This window comes from Helicobacter acinonychis (assembly GCF_900461455.1).
GTDB classification, from domain to species: Bacteria; Campylobacterota; Campylobacteria; order Campylobacterales; family Helicobacteraceae; genus Helicobacter; species Helicobacter acinonychis.
This window is the reverse complement of the sequence record NZ_UGIA01000001.1, coordinates 1,236,697-1,257,673: the sequence shown is the minus strand read 5'-3', so window position 1 is coordinate 1,257,673 and position 20,977 is coordinate 1,236,697. Positions and strand designations below refer to the sequence as shown.

19 protein-coding genes and 6 pseudogenes are annotated in these 20,977 nt (G+C 38.7%); 10 read left to right on the top strand and 15 right to left on the bottom strand.

Annotation, left to right across the window (positions count from 1 at the left end; all coding sequences use genetic code 11):
- Nucleotides 1-46 precede the first annotated feature (46 nt).
- A complete protein-coding gene (locus tag DYI00_RS06205; protein ID WP_011577078.1) occupies nt 47-823 on the bottom strand; it encodes a 5'-nucleotidase, lipoprotein e(P4) family in 777 nt (258 codons plus the stop codon).
- Between the two features lie 148 nt (nt 824-971).
- Here DYI00_RS06205 and DYI00_RS06200 point away from each other — a divergent pair, with 148 nt between their 5' ends.
- From DYI00_RS06200 to DYI00_RS08760, 3 genes and pseudogenes are all read left to right on the top strand, one after another.
- Entirely contained in the window at nt 972-1,520 is a 549-nt protein-coding gene (locus tag DYI00_RS06200; protein ID WP_011577079.1) for a YceI family protein, read from the top strand.
- A gap of 228 nt (nt 1,521-1,748) precedes the next feature.
- A pseudogene (locus DYI00_RS08765) lies at nt 1,749-1,943 on the top strand (hypothetical protein); the annotation flags it as partial.
- A pseudogene (locus tag DYI00_RS08760) lies at nt 1,912-2,064 on the top strand (restriction endonuclease subunit S); the annotation flags it as partial. The pseudogenes DYI00_RS08765 and DYI00_RS08760, both read left to right, overlap by 32 nt.
- A 77-nt stretch (nt 2,065-2,141) precedes the next feature.
- Here DYI00_RS08760 and DYI00_RS08550 read toward each other — a convergent pair.
- The 7 genes and pseudogenes from DYI00_RS08550 to DYI00_RS06160 all read right to left on the bottom strand — a co-directional run bounded on the left by DYI00_RS08550 (nt 2,142) and on the right by DYI00_RS06160 (nt 8,746).
- Nucleotides 2,142-2,326 (bottom strand): annotated as a pseudogene (locus DYI00_RS08550) (hypothetical protein).
- Between the two features lie 73 nt (nt 2,327-2,399).
- Entirely contained in the window at nt 2,400-3,179 is a 780-nt protein-coding gene (locus tag DYI00_RS06185) for a UDP-N-acetylmuramate dehydrogenase (protein ID WP_011577081.1), read from the bottom strand.
- 3 nt (nt 3,180-3,182) lie between these two features.
- Nucleotides 3,183-3,449, bottom strand: a complete 267-nt coding sequence (fliQ, locus tag DYI00_RS06180; RefSeq protein WP_011577082.1) for a flagellar biosynthesis protein FliQ — start codon at nt 3,447-3,449, stop codon at nt 3,183-3,185.
- A 10-nt stretch (nt 3,450-3,459) separates the two neighbouring features.
- Complete coding sequence (gene fliI / locus DYI00_RS06175) at nt 3,460-4,764, bottom strand: flagellar protein export ATPase FliI (protein WP_011577083.1); 1,305 nt, start codon at nt 4,762-4,764, stop codon at nt 3,460-3,462.
- Nucleotides 4,765-5,679 (bottom strand): CpaF/VirB11 family protein, encoded by a 915-nt coding sequence (locus DYI00_RS06170; RefSeq protein ID WP_011577084.1) that lies wholly within the window; start codon nt 5,677-5,679, stop codon nt 4,765-4,767.
- 16 nt (nt 5,680-5,695) lie between these two features.
- Nucleotides 5,696-8,461 carry an isoleucine--tRNA ligase gene (gene ileS / locus DYI00_RS06165; RefSeq protein WP_011577085.1) on the bottom strand — a complete coding sequence of 922 codons (2,766 nt, stop codon included), beginning with the start codon at nt 8,459-8,461 and terminating at the stop codon, nt 5,696-5,698.
- A gap of 27 nt (nt 8,462-8,488) precedes the next feature.
- The gene (locus tag DYI00_RS06160; protein ID WP_011577086.1) at nt 8,489-8,746 is read right to left on the bottom strand and encodes an RNA-binding S4 domain-containing protein; all 258 of its coding nucleotides are present in this window, start codon (nt 8,744-8,746) and stop codon (nt 8,489-8,491) included.
- Between the two features lie 101 nt (nt 8,747-8,847).
- On the opposite strand from DYI00_RS06160, the gene DYI00_RS06155 reads away from it, so the two are divergent.
- On the top strand, nt 8,848-9,474 hold the full coding sequence (locus tag DYI00_RS06155) for a hypothetical protein (RefSeq protein WP_011577087.1): 627 nt from the start codon (nt 8,848-8,850) through the stop codon (nt 9,472-9,474).
- Here DYI00_RS06155 and DYI00_RS08545 read toward each other — a convergent pair.
- Nucleotides 9,425-9,658 (bottom strand): hypothetical protein, encoded by a 234-nt coding sequence (locus DYI00_RS08545; protein WP_496559734.1) that lies wholly within the window; start codon nt 9,656-9,658, stop codon nt 9,425-9,427. The two genes, DYI00_RS06155 and DYI00_RS08545, sit on opposite strands and share 50 nt — an antisense overlap.
- A pseudogene (locus DYI00_RS09040) lies at nt 9,609-9,725 on the bottom strand (hypothetical protein); the annotation flags it as partial. The pseudogene DYI00_RS09040 and the gene DYI00_RS08545, both read right to left, overlap by 50 nt.
- Here DYI00_RS09040 and DYI00_RS08540 point away from each other — a divergent pair.
- Nucleotides 9,724-9,928, top strand: a pseudogene (locus DYI00_RS08540) (hypothetical protein). The pseudogenes DYI00_RS09040 and DYI00_RS08540 overlap by 2 nt on opposite strands.
- 63 nt (nt 9,929-9,991) lie before the next feature.
- On the opposite strand, the gene hpnL reads toward DYI00_RS08540, so the two are convergent.
- Nucleotides 9,992-10,198, bottom strand: a complete 207-nt coding sequence (gene hpnL / locus DYI00_RS06145) for a nickel-binding protein HpnL (RefSeq protein WP_081430787.1) — start codon at nt 10,196-10,198, stop codon at nt 9,992-9,994.
- Nucleotides 10,199-10,422: 224 nt separating this feature from the next.
- Between hpnL and rsmA the strand changes: the two genes are divergently transcribed.
- From rsmA to rlmN, 4 genes are read left to right on the top strand one after another with little or no spacing between them, the layout of a single operon-like run.
- Entirely contained in the window at nt 10,423-11,238 is an 816-nt protein-coding gene (rsmA, locus tag DYI00_RS06140; RefSeq protein WP_011577089.1) for a 16S rRNA (adenine(1518)-N(6)/adenine(1519)-N(6))-dimethyltransferase RsmA, read from the top strand.
- 36 nt (nt 11,239-11,274) lie between these two features.
- Complete coding sequence (locus tag DYI00_RS06135) at nt 11,275-13,341, top strand: ribonuclease J (protein ID WP_011577090.1); 2,067 nt, start codon at nt 11,275-11,277, stop codon at nt 13,339-13,341.
- Nucleotides 13,325-14,314: a KpsF/GutQ family sugar-phosphate isomerase gene (locus tag DYI00_RS06130; RefSeq protein WP_011577091.1), complete on the top strand. Its 990-nt coding sequence runs from the start codon at nt 13,325-13,327 to the stop codon at nt 14,312-14,314. The genes DYI00_RS06135 and DYI00_RS06130 overlap by 17 nt, the downstream gene beginning before the upstream one ends.
- Complete coding sequence (gene rlmN, locus DYI00_RS06125) at nt 14,311-15,372, top strand: dual-specificity RNA methyltransferase RlmN (protein WP_011577092.1); 1,062 nt, start codon at nt 14,311-14,313, stop codon at nt 15,370-15,372. The genes DYI00_RS06130 and rlmN overlap by 4 nt, the downstream gene beginning before the upstream one ends.
- A gap of 37 nt (nt 15,373-15,409) precedes the next feature.
- Here rlmN and DYI00_RS08175 read toward each other — a convergent pair.
- The 3 genes and pseudogenes from DYI00_RS08175 to alaS form a co-directional block, all read right to left on the bottom strand.
- Nucleotides 15,410-15,661: pseudogene (locus DYI00_RS08175) on the bottom strand (hypothetical protein).
- A gap of 379 nt (nt 15,662-16,040) precedes the next feature.
- Entirely contained in the window at nt 16,041-16,604 is a 564-nt protein-coding gene (maf, locus tag DYI00_RS06115) for a septum formation inhibitor Maf (RefSeq protein ID WP_011577094.1), read from the bottom strand.
- 1 nt (nt 16,605) lies between these two features.
- The gene (gene alaS, locus DYI00_RS06110; RefSeq protein ID WP_104687319.1) at nt 16,606-19,149 is read right to left on the bottom strand and encodes an alanine--tRNA ligase; all 2,544 of its coding nucleotides are present in this window, start codon (nt 19,147-19,149) and stop codon (nt 16,606-16,608) included.
- Between the two features lie 117 nt (nt 19,150-19,266).
- Here alaS and DYI00_RS06105 point away from each other — a divergent pair, with 117 nt between their 5' ends.
- Nucleotides 19,267-19,497 (top strand): HP1242/YdcH family protein, encoded by a 231-nt coding sequence (locus tag DYI00_RS06105; RefSeq protein ID WP_011577096.1) that lies wholly within the window; start codon nt 19,267-19,269, stop codon nt 19,495-19,497.
- A gap of 283 nt (nt 19,498-19,780) precedes the next feature.
- Here the strand turns inward: DYI00_RS06105 and DYI00_RS06100 are convergent, their stop codons facing one another.
- Nucleotides 19,781-20,833 (bottom strand): cytochrome-c peroxidase, encoded by a 1,053-nt coding sequence (locus DYI00_RS06100; RefSeq protein WP_011577097.1) that lies wholly within the window; start codon nt 20,831-20,833, stop codon nt 19,781-19,783.
- Nucleotides 20,834-20,977 lie beyond the last annotated feature (144 nt).

Here is a 20,977-nt window from a genome sequence, read left to right as displayed (position 1 = left end):
TTGCCATAAAAACCCTTTTGCATGCGAGCAAAAAGGTTTTTTGTGCTTAAGCTTTATTTTTTTTATGACTTTTATTTTGGCTTTTGTGGTGGTTTTGATTTTGCCAAGCTTTTATGGGTTCTTTCTCCCATGTGCCATAAAGAGAATTGGGTAAAATGATCCACTCAGTGCCAAATTTTTGAGCGTTTTGCAAGACTTTGGCTTGTTGCTCTTGGGTGTTTTTAGCGTCTTTGGCAAAAATGGCGTCAAAATCATGCAAAGTATCGCCCACTTGCAAAATAATCTCATAGTTTTTAGCGACCATTTCTCGCCTTACGGCTTTAGGCTTGTCTTTTTCCTCTAATAAAACGGATTCTTCACTCACTTGTGGGAGTTTAAAATCTTTCAGTGCTTTTAAGGTGAATGCCTTATTTTTTTGAGAGCGGTTAGAAATGTAAAAAATCTTAACGCCTTTAGAATTGGCGTATTCTAAAAAGTCCAACGCTCCAGGAATGAGCGAGAGCGAGCCTTGTTTTTCAAAATCATCCCAAGTTTCTGGGGTGTATTTAATGCAATTTTTAATCAAATAGCCTGAATAATCCGCCGTGCTTAAAACGGTTTCATCTAAATCCAAAATGACGGCTGGCTTTTTATCCTTAACAAGCTTAAGGTTGTTGTCTAACGCCATTTTTGCCATTTTGTAAGCTTGCAATTGTATAGCTCTAATTTCAGCGCTTTGCTGATGGTATTTGGCACTCTGTATCAAGGGCGACACACATTCTTTAGCGTTTGAGATGCCCAAACTCAATCCCAATAAAACGACTGCGATGGTTTTTTTTATCATAACGACTCCTACCTAAAATGAGATGCTTTATTATAGCTCAATATACCTTAAATAAAGAGGGGTTAAAAACAGAAATTAAAGCTATTTCTTAAATTAACTAAATTTGTTGTATAATCGTCGTTTTAATTTAAGAATGAATCGAGGAACAATGAAAAAAGCGTTACTATTCACCCTTTTTGGCGTTGGTTTGGCGTTTGCAAAACCTTATATGATTGATAAACCGCACTCTAGCGTGTGGTTTGAAGTTAAGCACCTTAAATTTAGCAAAGTCAAAGGTGCGTTTGATAATTTTGATGGCAAAATTGATGCAGATCCTAACACCAAAAAGATCAATGTTTTTGAAGGCACTATTGATGTTAAAAGCATCAACACCAGGAACAAAAAAAGGGATAACCACCTGAGAACCGCAGATTTTTTTGATGCTATGAAATACCCGCAAGGGAGTTTCAAAATGACAAAATACGAAAATGAAAAAATCTATGGGGATTTGACCCTTCATGGCGTGACTAAGCCTATTGTACTAGAAGCAGACATTAAAATCCCTTTGCAACACCCTATGGATAAAAAAGAATTCATGGTTCTAGAAGCTGAAGGCAAGATCAACCGCAAGGATTTTGGTATCGGTAAAAGCACAAGCGATCATATCGTGAGCGATGAAATAGAGATTGATATTAGGATTGAAGCTTACGCCCAATAAACTTTTTGCAAGAGATAGATTGTCTCTTGCACTTTTCTAGCAATACAAAACTTTCATTCTAACTAAAACTCGACGCTTTAAAATGCTAAAAAAGAGTGCTAAAACCCCCAAAAAATCATTATGATTTGCCTTTCTACTTCCTTGTAAATATCTTCAAGGTAGTCGTATTCTTTAACTTGGACAACTGATGGGGCGTATGCTGGAAGTGTATTTCATAGGAATGGGTGTTTTAGTATTATCAATGTGTATGGATTACTTCAAGTTATTCAATATAATATACTATATAAATGTTTATATTATATTTTGCAGATTACCACTCCTTCACATGTAAGCTCTAGAATGGGTAACCCAAAATTGATGAGTGCCGCTATGCAACAAATCAAAATCTCCCTTCCCCCTAAACGAACAAACCGCTATCGCTAACATTTTAAGCGCTTTGGACAATGAAATCACAAGCCTTAAAAACAAAAAACGCCAATTTGAAAACATCAAAAAATCTTTAAACCACGATTTAATGAGCGCTAAAATCAGAGTTTTAAACAAACATAACGCCCCATCAAAGACAAACCCACTTGAAAAGGAAACCCCTAAGCTTGAAAGCTTAAGGGAACACTCTTGAGCTCAGCGTTTCACAGAAACGACTCCTTTAAGCTCCAAAAAAAGCAAACTCAAAGTACAATTCTTTCCAAGAGCGTTTGTTATGTGGCTTTGGTATAACATACTCCTTAAAATATCGGTTTGCCCCATATTGCAACTATAGGGCGTGATGAAATCCTACAACAAACCCCCTTAAATCGTTTGAAAATTGTATTAAACAAAATGATGCGTTTGTTTATAGATGATAATCAAGCTGAGCGTGGTTGCAAAAAGCTTTCAACCCTACCTTAAAATTTTCACTTCTTCTTCTAAATGAATGCCGCATTCTTGTAACACTCTAACTTTGGCTAACTCTATCAAATCCAATGCCTCTTCAAATTCTGCACCCCCCAAATTCACCAAAAAATTCGCATGCTCTTTAGCAAAGCCCACCCTTTTCAAACAATAACCCCTTAAGCCCACGCCCTCTAAAAGCCTGCCCGCATAATCATTAGGCGGATTTTTAAAACAGCTCCCAAAATTAGGCAATTTAGGGTGGCTTTTTCGCATGCTTTTACACGCTTTTAAGACTTCTTCTCTAAAGCCGTGCATTTTTTTAAACCTAGCCCTTAAAACAACGCCGTTAAATTTGCTGCTACGATAATCTAACCCTAACGCTTTATTTTCTAGCCATTCATTATTGATACAAGCGCTTTCTAAAACATTTTTTATTTCATATTCTTTCATGCCAGCATTCATTTTAACTAGTGCCCCTAAAGTGCCAGGTAATTGCCCTAAAAACTCCAAACCCCCTAAATCATTCGCCCTAAAATAACCAAAAATTTTAGAAGAATTCGTCGCCCCTCCTATTTCAATACATTCGCCCCTATCGCAAATATAATCATAGTTTGGGCCCAATAGGGCAAGATTTTTCGTACTAGGAGCGATTAAAAGGTTGTTCGCTAACCCTATGATCTGGTGTTCTTTAGAAATTTCATCATCCTTTTCTAAAACGCTCACTTTTAAAGGTGCGCCGATTTTTACGCTACTATAACGAGAAAAATCAATAACGGTTTCTAGCATTTTCTAGCCTATGATTTTAGGAATGAGCTTGATTAAGGTTTTGGTGTAATCTAAAAGCATGTTAGTCATCCAAGGCATGGTTAAAATCAGCACGCCAATCACGGCTAAAATCTTAGGCACAAAAGACAAAGTCATTTCATTGATTTGAGTAGTCGCTTGAAAAATACTCACCAATAACCCCACCACTAATCCCACTAACAATACCGGTAAAGAAATTATCAAAGTGATTTTATAAGTCTCAATGGCGAGTTTCATAAGCTGTGATTCCATCATATTCCTTTTATTTTAAGATTTCTTCTAATTGTTTAGCACTTTGTTCAAAAGGCTGCAAGGCGTTTTCATCTTGCACTAAAAATTGCTCCATTAAAGCCTTTTTGTTGATCGCTTCATCAAGCTCTTTATCATTCCCCATTTGATAAGATCCGATGCGAATAAGCATCTCATTTTCTTTCAATAACGCATACAAACGGCGGAATTTTCTTGCATAAAGGTTTTGAGACTCGCTGATAATGTCTTTAGCCACCCTTGATGCGGAGTTTAAAATATTGATAGGCGGATAGATCCCATAATCGGTTAATTCCCTGCTTAAGACAATATGCCCATCTAAAATACTCCTAGCTTGATCGGCTATTGGATCACTCAAATCATCGCCCTCTACAAGCACGCTAAAAAAAGCCGTAATGCTCCCCTTGCCCTCTTCTTTGCCCGCTCTCTCCATTAACTGAGGCAATAAGGAAAGCGCGGATGGAGGGTAACCTTTGGAGGTGGGCGGTTCGCCTAAAGCCAAACCAATTTCTCTTTGAGCCATAGCAAAACGAGTTACTGAATCCATGATAAACAACACATCTAGCCCTTGATTTTTAAAATACTCTGCCACGCTCATCGCGCAAAACGCCCCATATTTTCGCATTAAAGGGCTATCATCGCTTGTAGCGACCACCAACACGCAAGAGCTTAAATCCCCTTGCAGGTTTTTCTCTATAAATTCAGGGATTTCTCTGCCCCTTTCCCCAATCAAAGCGATCACTTTAATAGGCACTAAGCACCCCCTAGTGATCATGCCCATTAGCGTGGATTTACCCACCCCAGAGCCGGCAAAAATGCCCAGTTTTTGCCCCTTACCGCAAGTCAAAAGCCCATCAATGCTTTTCACTCCCACGCTAAAAATCTCATCAATCAAGCCCCTTTTTAGGGGGGCTATAGGCGTTGTGATCACTGGAGCCAATCGCTCATAATCCAACGCCCCCTTATTGTCAATTACTTGCCCTAAAGGGTTAAGCACCCGCCCTAAAAGATTATGCCCCACAGGGAAATTCAACCCCTCTTTTAAAAACAGTACCTTATCGCCAGCCCTAGCCCCCTCTATAAAATTAAAGGGCGTGAAACCAAATTGTTCTTTTTCTACCACCACCACCATTCCCACGCATTCAGTGCCATCGCTTTTTTCAATCTTCACCACATCGCCCACAGATGGGTTAAAACCATTCGCATAAACGATATTGGGCATGATTTTTTTCACGCTCCCATAACGAGGCGATAGATCAAAATGTTGATTCAAGCGGTTTTTTAAGGATTTTAGGGGCATTTAAAGCTCTTTAGTCCATAAAACTTCAGCGATTTGGCGTTCATTCTTGATCCTATTGACATGCACAATCACATCAATCGCACTTTTAAAATACGCATGCATCAAATCCTTATCTAAAATATGTGCATAACGCATGCTTAGATTCAATGAAAGGGCTTCTAAAGTTTTTTGAGCACTGCTAGCATGAATGGTTGAAAGCATGCCCTTATGCCCCGTGTTTCCTAAACGCAAGAAGAGTGCGGCGTTTCTCGTGTCAATCTCACCCACAATGAGCCTGTCCGGATTTAGCCGCATGGCCATATTGAGAGCGTCTTCGTAATTAAAACACCCATTTTCTTGTTTGCCCACTAAAAGCCCCACGCAATTACTAAACGCCTTTAAATCCAATTCCTGGCTATCTTCAACGCTCACCACCCTTTCATCTTTATTCACGCAATCTAAAAGAGCGTTTAACAAGCTTGTTTTACCGCTTGAAGTTTCTCCGCTAATTAGAATATTATGCCCTTTAAGCGCTAAATTTTTCAAACTCTCTTTTTCGCTTGCTTTAAAAGTGAAATCCTCTAAACTTAAAGGCTTAAGCCTAGGCACACGGATATTGAGCGTGATTTGATTATTGGTAGTGATACTAAAGTGGTTCGCGCTCACCCTATAGCGCGTGAAAGGGATAGAGCAATTCAAAGTGGGGTGCTCTTCATCAAAAAACAACCCCCTAAAACCCGCTAATTGCTCGCAAAATCTCAATAAAAACGCCCTATTAAAAAGTGCATGCTCTTTTTTTTCTCGTGTGTTATTAGTTTTATAAAGCCAAAGTTCTTGCTCGGTGTTGATGATAAGCTCGGTGATCCCACTTTCTAAAAAAGGGGTAAAATGGCCAATTAGGGCTTGTAAAACTCTATGGGTTTGTAAAGTTTCCAAAAGCCCTATTCCCTTATCATTGTCGTTCTTTTAAAACCTGTTTGCAGCGCTTGCAAGGGGTGTTTTCTAATTCGCTTTTAAAACGCCAGCATCTAGGGCATTTGAAAAAGGGGGCTTTAAAGAGCGTGAATGTTGGAGTTTCGCTTATTTTTTCATTTGCAGACCCTACAGAGCTTACCATCAGCAATTCTTCTACTAAATTTTCACACAACGCTTTTTCTTCCACTTCAATAGTGCATTCCAACGAATTTTTAACTACGCCTTCTTTTTTCAATCGGTCTAGCTCTTCATTAAAAGCAGAGCGCAAGGCTAAAAGGGCTTCAAAATTTTCTGGTTTTTTACATTCTTTAAGGTGGAGTTTTTCTAAAACATTAATATCTTTTAAATCAAACACATCTTTGGCTTGTAAAAATGCGCAAAGCACTTCGCTATGCTCTAAAACCTCTTCAATCGTGTGCGTTAAAATGGGGGCTAAAAAGTAGCATAATTTACTAGCCACAACGAGCAAGACCATTTGAATAGCTTGTCGTTTTTCACTACTTATGCTATCACAATACAAGCTATCCTTACAAGCGTCTAAATAAATCCCACTCAATTCATTGGTAACAAACGCCATTAAAATGTTCAAACCCTTCACAAAATCATGCTCTTCAAACACGCTATTGACTTCATTGCTTATTGTTTCTAAAGTCTCTAGTAAAAAATGATCTAAAGGGCTAAAATCATGGGAGCGTTCTAAATTCTTAAGATCCATATCGCTAAAATTGGCGAGCAAGAATTTCAAAGTGTTACGGAATTTCTTATAATGCTGTTCTGTTTGAGTGAAAAAGGTTTGAGAGACCCTCAAATCGTTTTGATAGTCATTAAACGCCACCCACAAACGCACCACATCGCTCCCATGCTTTTTGAGCAAGTTGTCTAAAGACACCACATTGCCTTTAGATTTGCTCATTTTCTCGCCCTTTTCATCTACGATAAAGCCATGCGTAATGACCTTTTTGAAAGGGGCTTGGTTGTTTAAAATACAACCCAGTAAAAGCGAGCTTTGAAACCACCCCCTATGCTGATCGCTCCCCTCTAAAACCACATTGCTAGGGCTTTTCCCTTTTTCTCCATGATAGTCTTCTAAAACCGCCTTAAAGGTGCTAGCGCTATCAAACCACACATCTAAAATGTGCATGACTTTTTCGTAATGCTTGGCGTTATCTTGACAGCTAGGGGGCAATAAATCTTTTATATCATACTCCCACCACACATCACAGCCTTTTTCTTCAAAAAGATTGGCGGCATGCTCTAAAACTTCGCTTTCAAAACAAGGCTTATTCGTGCGTTTGTCTATAAAAAAGGCTAGCGGTACGCCCCATTTTCTTTGCCGGCTCAAGCACCAATCAGGGCGGTTTTCTATCATGATTTTTAGGCGGTTTTTTCCGCTACTTGGCACAAATTCCACCTTTTCAATCGCATTCAAAGCCACTTCTCTTAAAGTTTTTTGAGAGCCGTCATTTTGGATAAAAGGCTCATCCATTAAAATAAACCATTGCGTAGTCGCTCTATAAATCACAGGCTTGTGTGTTCTCCAACAATGCGGATAGGAATGTTCGATCTCTTGTTCTAGCAATAAAGAATCGCCCAATTGCTCCATAATGCGTTTTTGAGCCTTAAAAATATGCTCGCCCAAATAACTTTCATCTAATAATTTCTTATGGATAATGCTCTCATCATAGCAACCCTTTTCATCTACAGGCATTAACACTTCTAAATGATATTTTAAGCCTAAATGATAGTCGTCTTCACCATGCCCAGGTGCGGTATGCACGGCTCCTGTGCCATCTTCTAAACTCACATGCTCTCCTAAAATCACTAGCGAATCTCTTTGATTTAAAGGGTTTGTTGCGACTAAGTATTCTAAATCATTAGCATTAAATTCATGCGTAATTTTGCTATCCACCACCCCTAAAGCGACTAATTTTTCATGCAAGGCTTTAGCGACTAAATAGCCTTTTTGGGTGAGTGCATAAAGGGCGTCTTTTTTCAAAGCGATCGCTACATTCGCGCACAAAGTCCAAGGCGTGGTCGTCCAAATCACTAAGCTCGCTTTTTTGATTTTTAACTTTTCTAAACTCTCTTTTTTTAAACCAAACGCCACGAAAATGGAGGGCGATTTTTTCATCTTGTATTCCACTTCAGCTTCCGCTAAAGCGCTCTCGCACGCATAACTCCAATAAATAGGCTTATGGCGTTCTTTCAAAAGCCCTTTTTTAGCCACTTCCACCAAAGCCCTATAGATGCTCGCTTCAAATTTAAAGTCCATGGTTTTATAAGGATCTTCAAAATCCCCCAAAACGCCTAATTGTAAAAACTCATTCTTTTGGATTTCTAAAAACTTTTTCGCATGATCTCGGCATTTTTCTCTAAAAAGCGTGGGGTTTTCTAAGCTTGTTTTTTCTTTTTCTAATTGCTCTAAAATTTGTTGCTCTATGGGCAAGCCATGGCAATCCCAACCGGGCGTGAAATAAACCTTCTTCCCTTTAAAATATTCCCTTTTAACAACAATATCTTTTAAAATTTTATTTAAGGCATGTCCTAAATGCAAATGCCCATTCGCATAAGGTGGTCCGTCATGCAAGGTGAAATCCCCATGGTGATCCTTTCTATTTTGCATGCGTTTAAACGCTTGTTGCTCTTGCCATTTGGCGTAAGTTTTAGGCTCATTGACGCTCAAATTCCCTTTCATAGAAAAGGTGGTTGTGTTTAAATTTAAGGTGTCTTTGTACTCTTTCATTGATTGATCCTTGATTAATGTTTTGTTTCATTGATCTTTTGTTTTGGGAGCGATATAAAGGTGTGTGTCTTTTCGCGGCACATTTTTTAAAGTGGGGATTTGTAAAATCGTGTATTCTTCTATCCCCTTTAAATAGCGCAAGCTAATCACATCGCCTATTTTCACTTCTTTGCTGGGCTTACTGCAACTCCCATTGATCCACACTGCCCCCACATTACACATATCTGTCGCTAAAACGCGCCGTTTAACCAAACCCACCGATTGTAAAAATTTGTCTATTCGCATGCGTTTATTTTACCCTATTCTTTAAGTTTTTATTCACAACTTATAAGGGTTTTAGTTTTAGCATGTTAGCATTCAACCACCATTCTTTTTAAGGAATTTGTTTGAAGTTTCATGTTGTGAGTTTGTTATTGGCTTTTTTATTAGTCTCTTGTTTGCCTCCTAAAGGCCATTACTCTAGTTTAGTGGATATTTATATTGCACATCAAGGCCAAAGCGTGCGCACTTATTGGCGTAAAGTGGATAGAGAAGTTGTCGCTAAACATAACGAATTGCTTGAAAAAAACCCCAAAATAAAGCTCAAAGACCCTAGGGGGCATTTATTCATGCTAGGGAGTAATCGCTTCATGCTTTTATGGAAAAACGGCTACCCTTTAGCTAAAGTCCAATCAATCAAGCTAGAGCCTGGGTTTTATTACTTGGATTCTTTTAGCGTGGAAACTAAAAAAGGCATTATACAAAGCGCTCCAGGCTATTCATATACAAAAAATGGCTATGACTTTAAAAACAACCGCCCTTTTTTCCTAGCCTTTGAAGTCAAGCCTGACAATAAGATAGTCCTCCCTAGCGTGGAATTGAACTTGATTAAAACCCCTAAAGGCTTTTTAGGGGTGTTTTTATTTGATAATAATGAAAAAGGGGCTAACGCTCAATGGATTGAGGGGAGCTTGAATCAAAAGCTTAAAAACAAAACGAAGTTGGATGACGCTTGGTTGTTAAAAGATGAATGAAGTTAAATTGACAGATTAAACGAATACAAAAACTAGGAGCGACCCTAAAGTTGCCCCTAGCCACACCAATATTACTCGTGATGTCCGTGGCAACAACCGTCTTCATGTTGTTCGTGATGAGTGTTGCAACAACCCTCTTCATGATGAGAACCATGATGATGATGGTGATGGTGTTCGCCGCCATGATAATGGTGGTGGTGTGTGTGATGGTGGTGATGGTGTTCGCCGTGTTTTTCTTCATGGTGTGCCATGATGACTCCTTCAGTTTGAAATTTAAACTCTAGCTTATTAGGCTAGGATCCTATTTTATAATGCAAATTCCAATCAATTGTTAATGGAAGAAATTTTGACGCTAATTTTTGAAAGTACTGATACTTATTTGAAAAGAGAGTTAAAAACAAACTACACAAACTTACTAGTGGGGTTTAACAACATTCAACACAACCCACTTTAGATTAAAAAAGATTAAAAGATAAAACCTAGGAGCAACCCTAAAGTTGCCCCACAAACGCTCCGATCAAGATTGTTGGTTTTGTTGTTGGCGAGCTTGCTGATTGGCTTGTTGTTCTGCATGCTGTTCAGCATGATGATGGTGGTGGTGTGTGCCACCATAATAATGGTGGTGGTGCTCGTGATGGTGGTGCTGACCATTAGCTTGTTGTTGATTTTGTTGGCATGCTTGAGCTTGCTGTTGATTTTGTTGGTTGTGTTCATGGTTTGCCATGATAACTCCTTTAATTGAAATTTAATCTAGCTCATTGGCTAGGATTTGATTATACAGCGTGAAATTTAATGGATTGCTAACAAAAAAGATTTTGATACTAATTTTTAATACGAGCTCCAATTCAAGCGATCTAGCTTTTAGGGTTATCAAAACTTTAAATCAAAAAAGCTATAATGGAAGAGTTTTAAATTTTAGGGTATAATATTAGGAATTAAAAGCGTGCTATGGTAGTAGCTAAAAAGTCTTTAGGGCAGCATTTTTTAACGGACGAGTCGTTTTTAGATCGTATTGTTAGTGCTTTGCCCCCCTTAAATTCGTTAAGATTGATTGAAATTGGCGTGGGGCTAGGGGATTTGACTCTTAAATTGTTAGATCGCTATCCTTTAAAGACTTATGAGATAGATAGCAGTTTGTGCGAGAAAATGCGAGAAAGGCTAAAAAAGCAAAAAAAACCTTTTGAGTTGGAATTAGCAGAAAAAGACGCTCTTTTTTTAAAAGAAGAAGAGCCTTATTTTTTGATCTCTAATTTGCCTTATTATATCGCTACTAGGCTTGTTTTAAATGCGTTTAAAGACCCTAAATGCAGGGGTTTATTGGTGATGACACAAAAGGAAGTGGCGTTAAAATTTTGCACTAAAGATTCACAGAATGCTTTAAGCGTTTTGGCTCACGCCATAGGGAATGTTACCCTTTTATTTGATGTGCCACCTAGCGCGTTTAGCCCATCTCCAAAGGTGTTTTCTAGCATGTTTGAAGTGATCAAAGAGCCGTTGAAAGAAAAGGCGTTAGCGTCATTAATTCCAACGCTATCTTTTGAAGAAGCCCTACAAAAAGGGTTTGAAACATTAGAAGATTTTTTGAAAGCTTGTTTCTCATCTCCTAGGAAGACGCTTTCAAACAATCTTAAAAAAAGCGTTTCTTATAAAGAAAAGCTTGATAAGGTGTTAGATTTTTTAGCGTTAGAAAACCAACCAACAAGCGTGAGAGCGTCTGAGATACAAGATTATCTCAAGCTCTTAAAATACCTTTTAAAAGGCTAATACCTTTTAAAAAATTGAAATGAAGGAAAGAAAGTCATGAGTGATAATGACCATTTTGAAAACAACAGACACAATGAACATAATGAACATAGTGAAAACTCAAAAGCTGACGAGGTGCGAGATGGGGCGTTTGAGCGATTCACCAACCGCAAAAAGCGTTTCCATAAGGAAAATGCACAAAAAAATGAAGAATCTTCGCACCATAAAAAAGAGTGTCACCCTAACAAAAAACCCAATAACCACCACAAACCTAAACACGCCAAAACACGAAATTACGCCAAAGAAGAATTGGATAACAACAAAGTAGAGGGCGTCACTGAGATTTTGCATGTGAATGAGAGAGGGACTTTGGGCTTTCATAAGGAGTTAAAAAAGGGCGTTGAAGCGAATAATAAGATCCAAGTGGAGCATTTAAACCCACATTATAAGATGAATTTAAACTCTAAAGCGAGCGTTAAAATCACGCCTTTAGGGGGCTTGGGCGAAATTGGGGGGAATATGATGGTCATTGAAACCCCAAAAAGCGCGATTGTGATTGATGCGGGCATGAGCTTTCCTAAAGAAGGGCTATTTGGCGTGGATATTTTAATCCCTGATTTTTCTTATTTGCACCAAATTAAGGACAAGATCGCCGGTATTATCATCACCCATGCCCATGAAGATCACATAGGAGCGACGCCCTATTTATTCAAAGAGTTGCAATTCCCTCTTTATGGCACGCCTTTAAGTTTAGGGCTGATTGGGAGCAAGTTTGATGAACATGGTTTGAAAAAATACCGCTCGTATTTTAAAATCGTAGAAAAGCGTTGCCCCATTAGCGTTGGCGAATTTATCATTGAATGGATCCACATCACGCATTCTATCATTGACAGCAGCGCTTTAGCGATCCAAACAAAAGCGGGCACAATCATTCATACCGGCGATTTTAAGATCGATCACACCCCAGTGGATAATTTGCCCACTGATTTGTATCGTTTGGCACACTATGGCGAAAAGGGGGTGATGCTTTTATTAAGCGATTCCACTAATTCCCACAAATCTGGGACTACGCCAAGTGAAAGCACCATAGCACCGGCTTTTGATACCCTTTTTAAAGAAGCGCAAGGGAGGGTGATTATGAGCACTTTCTCTAGCAATATCCACCGGGTGTATCAAGCCATACAATACGGCATTAAATACAACCGCAAAATCGCTGTGATTGGGCGCTCTATGGAAAAAAACCTAGATATTGCCAGAGAATTAGGCTATATCCATTTGCCTTATCAATCTTTTATTGAGACCAATGAAGTCGCCAAATACCCAGACAATGAAGTCTTAATCGTAACGACCGGTTCACAAGGCGAAACCATGAGCGCTCTTTATCGCATGGCAACAGACGAGCACCGCCATGTTTCTATCAAGCCAAACGATTTAGTCATTATCTCCGCTAAAGCCATTCCTGGTAATGAAGCGAGCGTTTCAGCGGTATTGAATTTTTTAATGAAAAAAGAAGCTAAAGTGGCTTATCAAGAATTTGACAATATTCATGTGAGCGGACATGCCTCCCAAGAAGAGCAAAAGCTCATGTTAAGACTCATTAAGCCTAAGTTTTTCTTACCTGTGCATGGGGAATATAACCATGTTGCGCGCCACAAACAAACCGCTATTTCTTGTGGGGTGCCTGAAAAAAATATCTATTTAATGGAAGATGGCGATCAAGTGGAAGTCAGCCCCACTTTTATCAAAAAAGTCGGCACGATTAAAAGCGGTAAAAGCTATGTGGATAACCAAAGCAATTTGAGTATTGACACAAGCATCGTGCAACAAAGAGAAGAAGTCGCTAGCGTGGGGGTGTTTGTGGCTACAATTTTTGTGAATAAAAACAAACAAGCGCTTTTAGAAAGCTCTCAATTTTCTAGTTTAGGGCTTGTGGGCTTTAAAGATGAAAAGCATTTGATTAAAGAAATTCAAGGGGGCTTAGAAATGTTAATAAAATCTGCTAACGATGAGATTTTGAATAACCCTAAAAAATTAGAAGATCACACTCGTAATTTTATGAGAAAAGCGCTCTTTAAAAAGTTTAGAAAATACCCAGCTATCATTTGTCATGTCCAATCTTTTTGATTGTAACGCTACCGCTGTGCAAGTCTTGCAAGATGAAGCAAGTGCGCTTTTAGAAAGCGTTCAGCAATTCCAAAAACCTAACGATTTAGAAGCGATTGTCAAGCTTATTTTAGAGAGCCAAGAAAAAGGGGGTAAGCTTGTGATCGTGGGCGTGGGTAAGAGTGCTTTAGTGGCACAAAAAATCAGTGCTTCCATGCTAAGCACCGGTAACAGGAGTGCGTTTTTACACCCCACAGAAGCCATGCATGGGGATTTAGGCATGGTGGAAAAAAACGATGTGATTTTAATGATTAGCTATGGGGGCGAGTCTTTAGAATTATTGAATTTAGTGAGCCATTTAAAACGCTTGAGCCATAAAATCATCACTTTTACCAAAAGCCCTAATAGCTCGCTCTCTAAACTTGGCGATTATTATTTAAGCTTAAAGATTAAAAAAGAATCTTGTCCTATTAACACCGCCCCAACGACTTCCACCACCCTAACTTTAGCCTTAGGCGATGTTTTAATGGCATGTTTGATGCGGGCGAAAAACTTTAGCCAAGAAGATTTTGCCTCCTTTCATCCGGGTGGGCTTTTGGGTAAAAAACTTTTTGTCAAGGTTAAAGATTTATTGCAAACCACCAACCTCCCCTTAATCCCTCCTAACACAAGCTTTAAAGACGCGCTCATAGAAATGAGTGAAAAACGCCTAGGCAGCGCGATTTTAGTGAATGCTAATAACGAGCTTGTGGGGGTGTTGAGCGATGGCGATGTTCGCAGGGCGTTACTAAAAGGGGTTAGTTTGGAGAGCGAAGTGAGGGATTTTGCCACTTTAAAACCTAAAAGCTTTAAGAATTTAGACGCCCTTCTTTTAGAAGCGTTAGAATTTTTAGAGCGTCATAAGATCCAGCTTTTAGTGTGCGTGGATTCTCACAATAAAGTTTTAGGGGTCTTGCACTTGCACCAACTTTTAGAATTAGGGCTTAAAGCATGAAACCTAGCGTTTATGATTTCACTTTAAAGGAATTGAGCCAACTTTTAAAGCCAAGCTTTAGGGCTAAACAACTTTATTTGTGGCTTTATGCAAAGTATAAAACGAGCTTTAAAGATATGCAAAATAATTTTTCAAAAGATTTTATCGCTTCTTTGGAGCAAGAATTTGTTTTGCGCACGATAGAAATCACGCATGTGAGCCATAGCGTTGATGGCTCTAAAAAATACCTTTTTAAATCTTTAAAAGATAATCATACTTTTGAAGCGGTGTTTTTGAAAATGAAAGATAAAAAGATTGATGAAGAGACTAACGCCATTTTAGAGGGAGAAAAATACACCGTGTGCGTGTCTTGTCAAATAGGCTGTCAAGTGGGTTGCTCGTTTTGTTTCACTCAAAAAGGCGGTTTTGTAAGGAATTTAAAAGCGAGTGAAATTATCCAACAAGCTTTACTCATTAAAGAGGACAACAACCTCCCCATTGAAAAAGCGCTCAATATTGTTTTTATGGGAATGGGCGAGCCTTTGAATAATTTAGATGAGGTGTGTAAAGCGATTGAGATTTTTAATACCGGCATGCAAATTTCCCCTAAAAGGATCACCATTTCCACTAGCGGCGTAGCGGATAAGATCCCTATTTTAGCGGAAAAAAACTTGGGCGTGCAATTAGCCATATCCTTACACGCCGTAGATGATAAAACGCGCTCGTCTTTAATACCCTTGAATAAAAAATATAATATTGAATGCGTTTTGAATGAAGTGAAAAAATGGCCTTTAGAACAACGAAAAAGGGTGATGTTTGAATACCTTTTGATTAAAAACTTAAACGATAGCCTAAATTGCGCTAAAAAACTTTTAAAACTTTTAAACGGCATTAAATCCAAAGTGAATTTGATCTTATTCAATCCGCATGAAGGCTCTAAGTTTGAACGCCCTAGTTTAGAGAGCGCTAGAATGTTTGCGGATTTTTTAAACTCTAAAGGCTTATTATGCACCATTAGAGAGTCTAAAGCTTTAGATATTGAAGCGGCTTGTGGGCAATTGAGAGAGAAAAAACTCTAGCAGAAAATTTAAATTTTTTGGTGGCACTTTTCAATATTTATGAATAGTCTTCTATGACAGAGCATGTGAAATAACCCATAAAAAGCGTGAGCAGCCATAAAACAATGTAGCCTGCACAAAAAACCATGTTATTTTTGATAAAGACCACCCCATTGCGGCTGACAAAACGCTAAAATCCCCAATAATTCTATAACCCACAAACCATTCCGGCTAAACATGCTAAAGAAACAGCCCCTAAAATAAACACCACCAATCTTTCACTGGCTGTAAGACTACGGCGGCTAAAAATCCAACCGGCTAGCATTGGAATAGCCAATACTGCTCCAAGACCTGCAAACATGCTTCCAAGTCCAAACTTTGCTAATGAAGAAGTGAAAAACGATGCTGAACCCTTTGTAAACCAACCCCAAAGACCAAATCCAGTAAGAGCTTGAGCGAGCCAACCACCCTTCCTAACTTTATTGATACATTTCGTTATGCGATCCCAAAGCATGACAATAACGACTAATCCCAAAAGCACCACAATAGCAGAAAAATAAAATACACCATGCAAAAACTCCTTAAACATCAAATGTTGGAGTGTATCGTTTTTTTGCTTGTCAAGGGGGTGGTGGCTAGAAAAATACGATTGAATGTTTTATAGAATAAGATGATAGTATTGATAGTGATTAAAGTTTAGCCCCTAATTGTAGCACCCCTAACAAGCCCTTTACATTCAACCCTAACCCCACGCTTAAATTCTTGCTTGAGCTTATAATATAGGGCTTATGAAAGTCTTCTAAACGCACACAGCCCGTGCTTTCTTGCCACAAACCGCTTTCTAAATATCTTTCTACTTCGTTCAAATCAAACGCCCCTAAACGCGCTTTAAAGCCAGATAAATCCAGCCATTCTAATTTAGGAGAAATCAAGGCAGAGCAGGTTAAAATCTCTATTTCATTATCGCTTTGAAGTTTTAAAAATTCAAGGGCTTCTTGCTTGTTTTTGGCTTTTCGTTGCATTTGGCAACCCACACTCACCACACTATCAGCAACCACGATAGTGCAATGATTGGCAATTAGCTTTTTGGCTTTTTCTAACTTCCCCTTGCATGCTAAATAGACAAACTCTCTTGGGTCTGTAACTTTCAAGCTTTCTTCATCAAAATCCAGCGCTTTTTGTTTGAATTGAATGCCATGCTCTTTTAAAAGATTCGCTCTAGAGCTAGATTGAGAGCCTAAAATCAACTCCATGCTATTTTTCTAAAGCTTTTAAAGCGGTATTTTTCGCCGCATTAAGTGCTGCTTGTAATTTTTCAATATCCTTACCTCCAGCACTCGCAAAATCGTCTCTTCCGCCCCCTTTACCCCCCAAAATTTGCGCCACTTCATTAGCCCACACATGCGCTTTTATAGGGGCATTTTTTACCCCACATGCGAGACTGATGCGCTCATTTTCTTGCTTAAACACCATAGCGAGCAATTTTTCATGCTTGTTTTTTAACCGGTCAATCATTTCTTTAATATCGCCTTGTTCCACTACGCCCACCACTACGCTTGTGCCATTAATCGTTTCAATCGGCAAATCCATAGGGACGGATGCTTTTTGGCTATTCTTCACGCTCTCTTTGAGCTTATTAATGCCGGCTATCAAATCGTTATTTTTCAATAAAATCCTAGCGTTTTTAAGCTCTTTATTTTCTTCTTTAGCCAATTGGTAAAAGGCTTTCCCACATACCGCTTCAATGCGCCTGACCCCACTGCTTACCCCGCTTTCTTTAAGGATCCTAAACCCCCCAATAAGCCCAGTATTTTCCACATGAATGCCCCCACACAATTCAATGGACGCTTCTTTAAAGCTCACCACCCGCACATTTTCAGCGTATTTTTCACTAAACAACGCTAACGCCCCCTTATCCTTGGCTTGATTTAAAGGCATATGCTCCACTTGGCTGCTTAAGTGCTTGAAAATTTGAGCATTGACTAAATCTTCTACTTTTTCCAACTCTTCATCATTGAGCGCTTTAGAATGCGAAAAGTCAAAACGCAATCGTTTGGATTCTACTAAACTCCCCGCTTGACTCACATGCGAGCCTAAAACTTCTCTTAACGCACTCTGTAATAAATGCGTCGCACTATGGTGTTTAGCAATTTCTAAGCGTTCATTGCTCACTTGTGCAATCACTTGATCGCCTTTTTTTAGCGCTTTTTTGATTTTAAGGAGCGAAAAATTAAGCCCAAAAAAGTTTTTTGTATCTAGCACTAAAGCCGCTTCTTCATCATCTTTTAAAAGTGCACCCCTATCGCCTATAGCCCCCCCACCTTCTGCATAAAAAGGCGTTTTTTCTAACAACACCCAAACTTCTTGGTTAGGATTTGTTTCTGTCATTTCTTTAAAATCGCTATCAAAAAACCCTAACGCTTGGCTAAAACATTCTGTCGTTTCATACCCCACAAATACATTAGGTGCATAAGCGTTTAAAATGGTGCTAAAATCGGCGTTGTTTCGTTTGCCTTTCCATGAGGCTTTAGAGCGTTTCACCTGCTCTTGCATGCAACTTTCAAAGCCTTGCATATCCACACACGCCCCATGATTTCTTAACATATCGTTCGTTAAATCCAAAGGGAAACCAAAAGTATCATAAAGCTTGAAAGCGATTTTCCCATCAAAGATTTTATTGTCATTCAAATGTTTTAAAGACAAATTAAATAATTCCATGCCAGATTCTAAAGTCTCTAAAAAGCGTTTTTCTTCTTCAAAGCACTCTTTCATCACCATTTCTTTAGACTCTTTCAAATACGCATGCGTGTCGGCAAATTGCTCGCACACCACGCCCACGACTCTGTATAGAAACGCTTCTTTCAAGCCCATTAAATACCCATGCCTTAAAGAGCGCCTTAAAATACGCCTTAAAACATAGCCACGACCCTCTTTATTGAAATGCACCCCTTGAGCGAGCAAAAACGCCACCGCCCTTGCATGATCGGCCACTACCCTAAAGCTTGGCTGGAACTCGCTCGCATAATCTAGGCTTGTAAGTTCGCTGATCTCTTTCATTAAAGGCGCAAATAATGAAGAATCAAAATTATTGAGCTTATGTTCTAAGAGCGCTTGCACCCTTTCTAGCCCCATGCCTGTATCAATGCTAGGCTTTGGCAAGGGGGATAAAATGCCATCATTAGAGCGTTCGTATTGCATGAACACCAAATTCCAAATTTCTAAAAACCTATCGCCCTCGCCCCCAAAATAATCCTCACTCCCCTTAAAGTGTTTTTCGCCTTGATCAATATAAATTTCACTGCAAGGCCCGCAAGGCCCGCTATCACCCATTTGCCAGAAATTATCTTTATCGCCCATTTTTTTGATTTTATCAGTAGGCACAAACTTTTCCCATAATTTAAAGGCTTCATCATCTTTCTCATGCACGCTAATATACAAATCTTTAGGCTTAAACCCTAAATTTTTGGTTACAAATTCCCACGCAAACAAAATCGCTTCTTCTTTGAAATAATCCCCAAAAGAGAAATTCCCTAGCATTTCAAAAAGCGTGTGGTGTCTTGCGGTATAACCGACATTTTCTAAATCGTTATGCTTACCCCCTGCACGCATGCATAGTTGCGAGCTTGTTGCTCTAGGAATGCTAGGGTGTGGCACCATGCCGGTAAAAATGTCTTTAAATTGCACCATACCAGCATTAGTAAAAAGCAAGGTAGAATCATTAGGTACTAAGGGCATGCTAGGATAAATCTCATGCCCCTTATTTTTAAAAAATTGTAAAAATTCGTTGCGAATATCCATGGGTATTCCTTTTTGTTGTTTTATCGCACCTTTTAAGACTATTTTATAGCGCTTTTAAGTTGTTTTTTAAAAAGATAGTTTATTATACTTTAAACATCCAAAATAAAGGAGAAAACCATGTTCCATGAATTTAGAGACGAAATCAGCGTGTTAAAAGCGAATAATCCGCATTTTTATAGGATTTTTGAGAAACACAACCAACTTGATGATGATATTAAAACCGCTGAGCAACAAAATGTTAGCGACGCAGAAATCAGCCACATGAAAAAACAAAAATTAAAATTAAAAGATGAAATCCACAGCATGATCATAGAATACAGAGAAAAGCAAAAATCTGAACATGCTTAAGCGTTCATCTTTTTAAAACACGCTAAAACGCTTTTAAAAGCGTTTGACTTGTGATTTCATTAAGATCTGCTAAATTTAACGCCTTGATTTCAAATTAAAGCATTAGGTTGTTTTTAACTTCAATATCCTTTCATTCTTTAAAAAACTTAGTTTTATTTATTCTCAAATTATAGCGTTAAGATAGATCGTTTAGAGAATTTTCATTAACAAAAAACTTATATCAAGTCTTGTAATGACCCTAGCTTTTTATAATCAAGCCCCCTTAAAAGGGACTTTTTAAAAGTTAAAAAGAGGGTTTAGGGGTTTTGTCTGTCATCACAGGGAGTTCTGGGTAGATTATTTTAGGTTTTTTACCCTTTAAGGCTTCAAAGAAAGTTTCAATCTTTTGCGCTTCTGTATCGCTGATTTGAATGCCTAACTGGATAGAGCCCATTTCTTTGATCGCATCTTTGACATCCCAAAATTGTCCGTTATGAAAATAAGGCATCGTTTCGGTGATATTCCTTAAAGTAGGCACTTTCACAAGCCCGTTTTTATCGCCTTTGAAATCGCCCACATTAGCGAATTTATAAGGTTTGACCACCCCAAGAGGTTGCATCGATCCGCCAAGATTGATCCCATTATGGCAAGCCACACAGCCTTTAGAAATGAATAAATCCAGCCCTTCTTGTTCGGCTTTACTGAGTGCTTTAGGATTGCCCCTTAAAAAATCATCATAGCGGCTTGGGGTAATGAGCGTGGCTTCAAACATAGCGATACTATCTGCGATCAATTTAAAGTCAATTTTGACTTTAGAGCCATAAGCTTTTCTAAAGAGTTTGACATAGCCTGGCATGGAATTGATTTTTTCTACCACGACTTTTGGGTCAGCCCCCATTTCAAAAGAAGACTGGATAGGCCCTTGCGCCTGCTCGTTTAAATGCGTAACCCTACCATCCCAAAACTGCACATCATTAAAGACAGAGTTATACACCGTTGGGGAGCTTAAAAGGTGGGGGTTTTTCCTCCATTGAGAGCCTACTGCACTTGGGACTAGATCCACTCCGCCTAAGCCTAGATTATGGCATGTGTTACAAGACACAAGATAGGAAGTAGAAATCCTAGGGTCAAAATAGAGCATTTTGCCTAATTCCACTTGAGCGGGGGTCATAATCTCGCTTTTTTTAGCACCAATACCCACATCTTTAGTTTTTTTGATCTGGTATTCTTTGAGCTCCTTGCCCATAGGCATGGGTTCTAGATGGCTTTCTTTCGCTTTTTTGATGAGATCCATATCGCTTAAAGCGTGAATGCAAGAAAAAGCCAAGCAAACGCTCAATAAAATGGATTTTTTCATGATGAACTCCTTAATATAGCATCATAATAAGAAATATTTTCTCATTATAAGCATCATTATACAATAATTATCATTAAATTGACTTAATAAGAATAAAGGGTTTTTTAAAGAGCTATCAGTATAATGGCACTAAATCCAAACAGG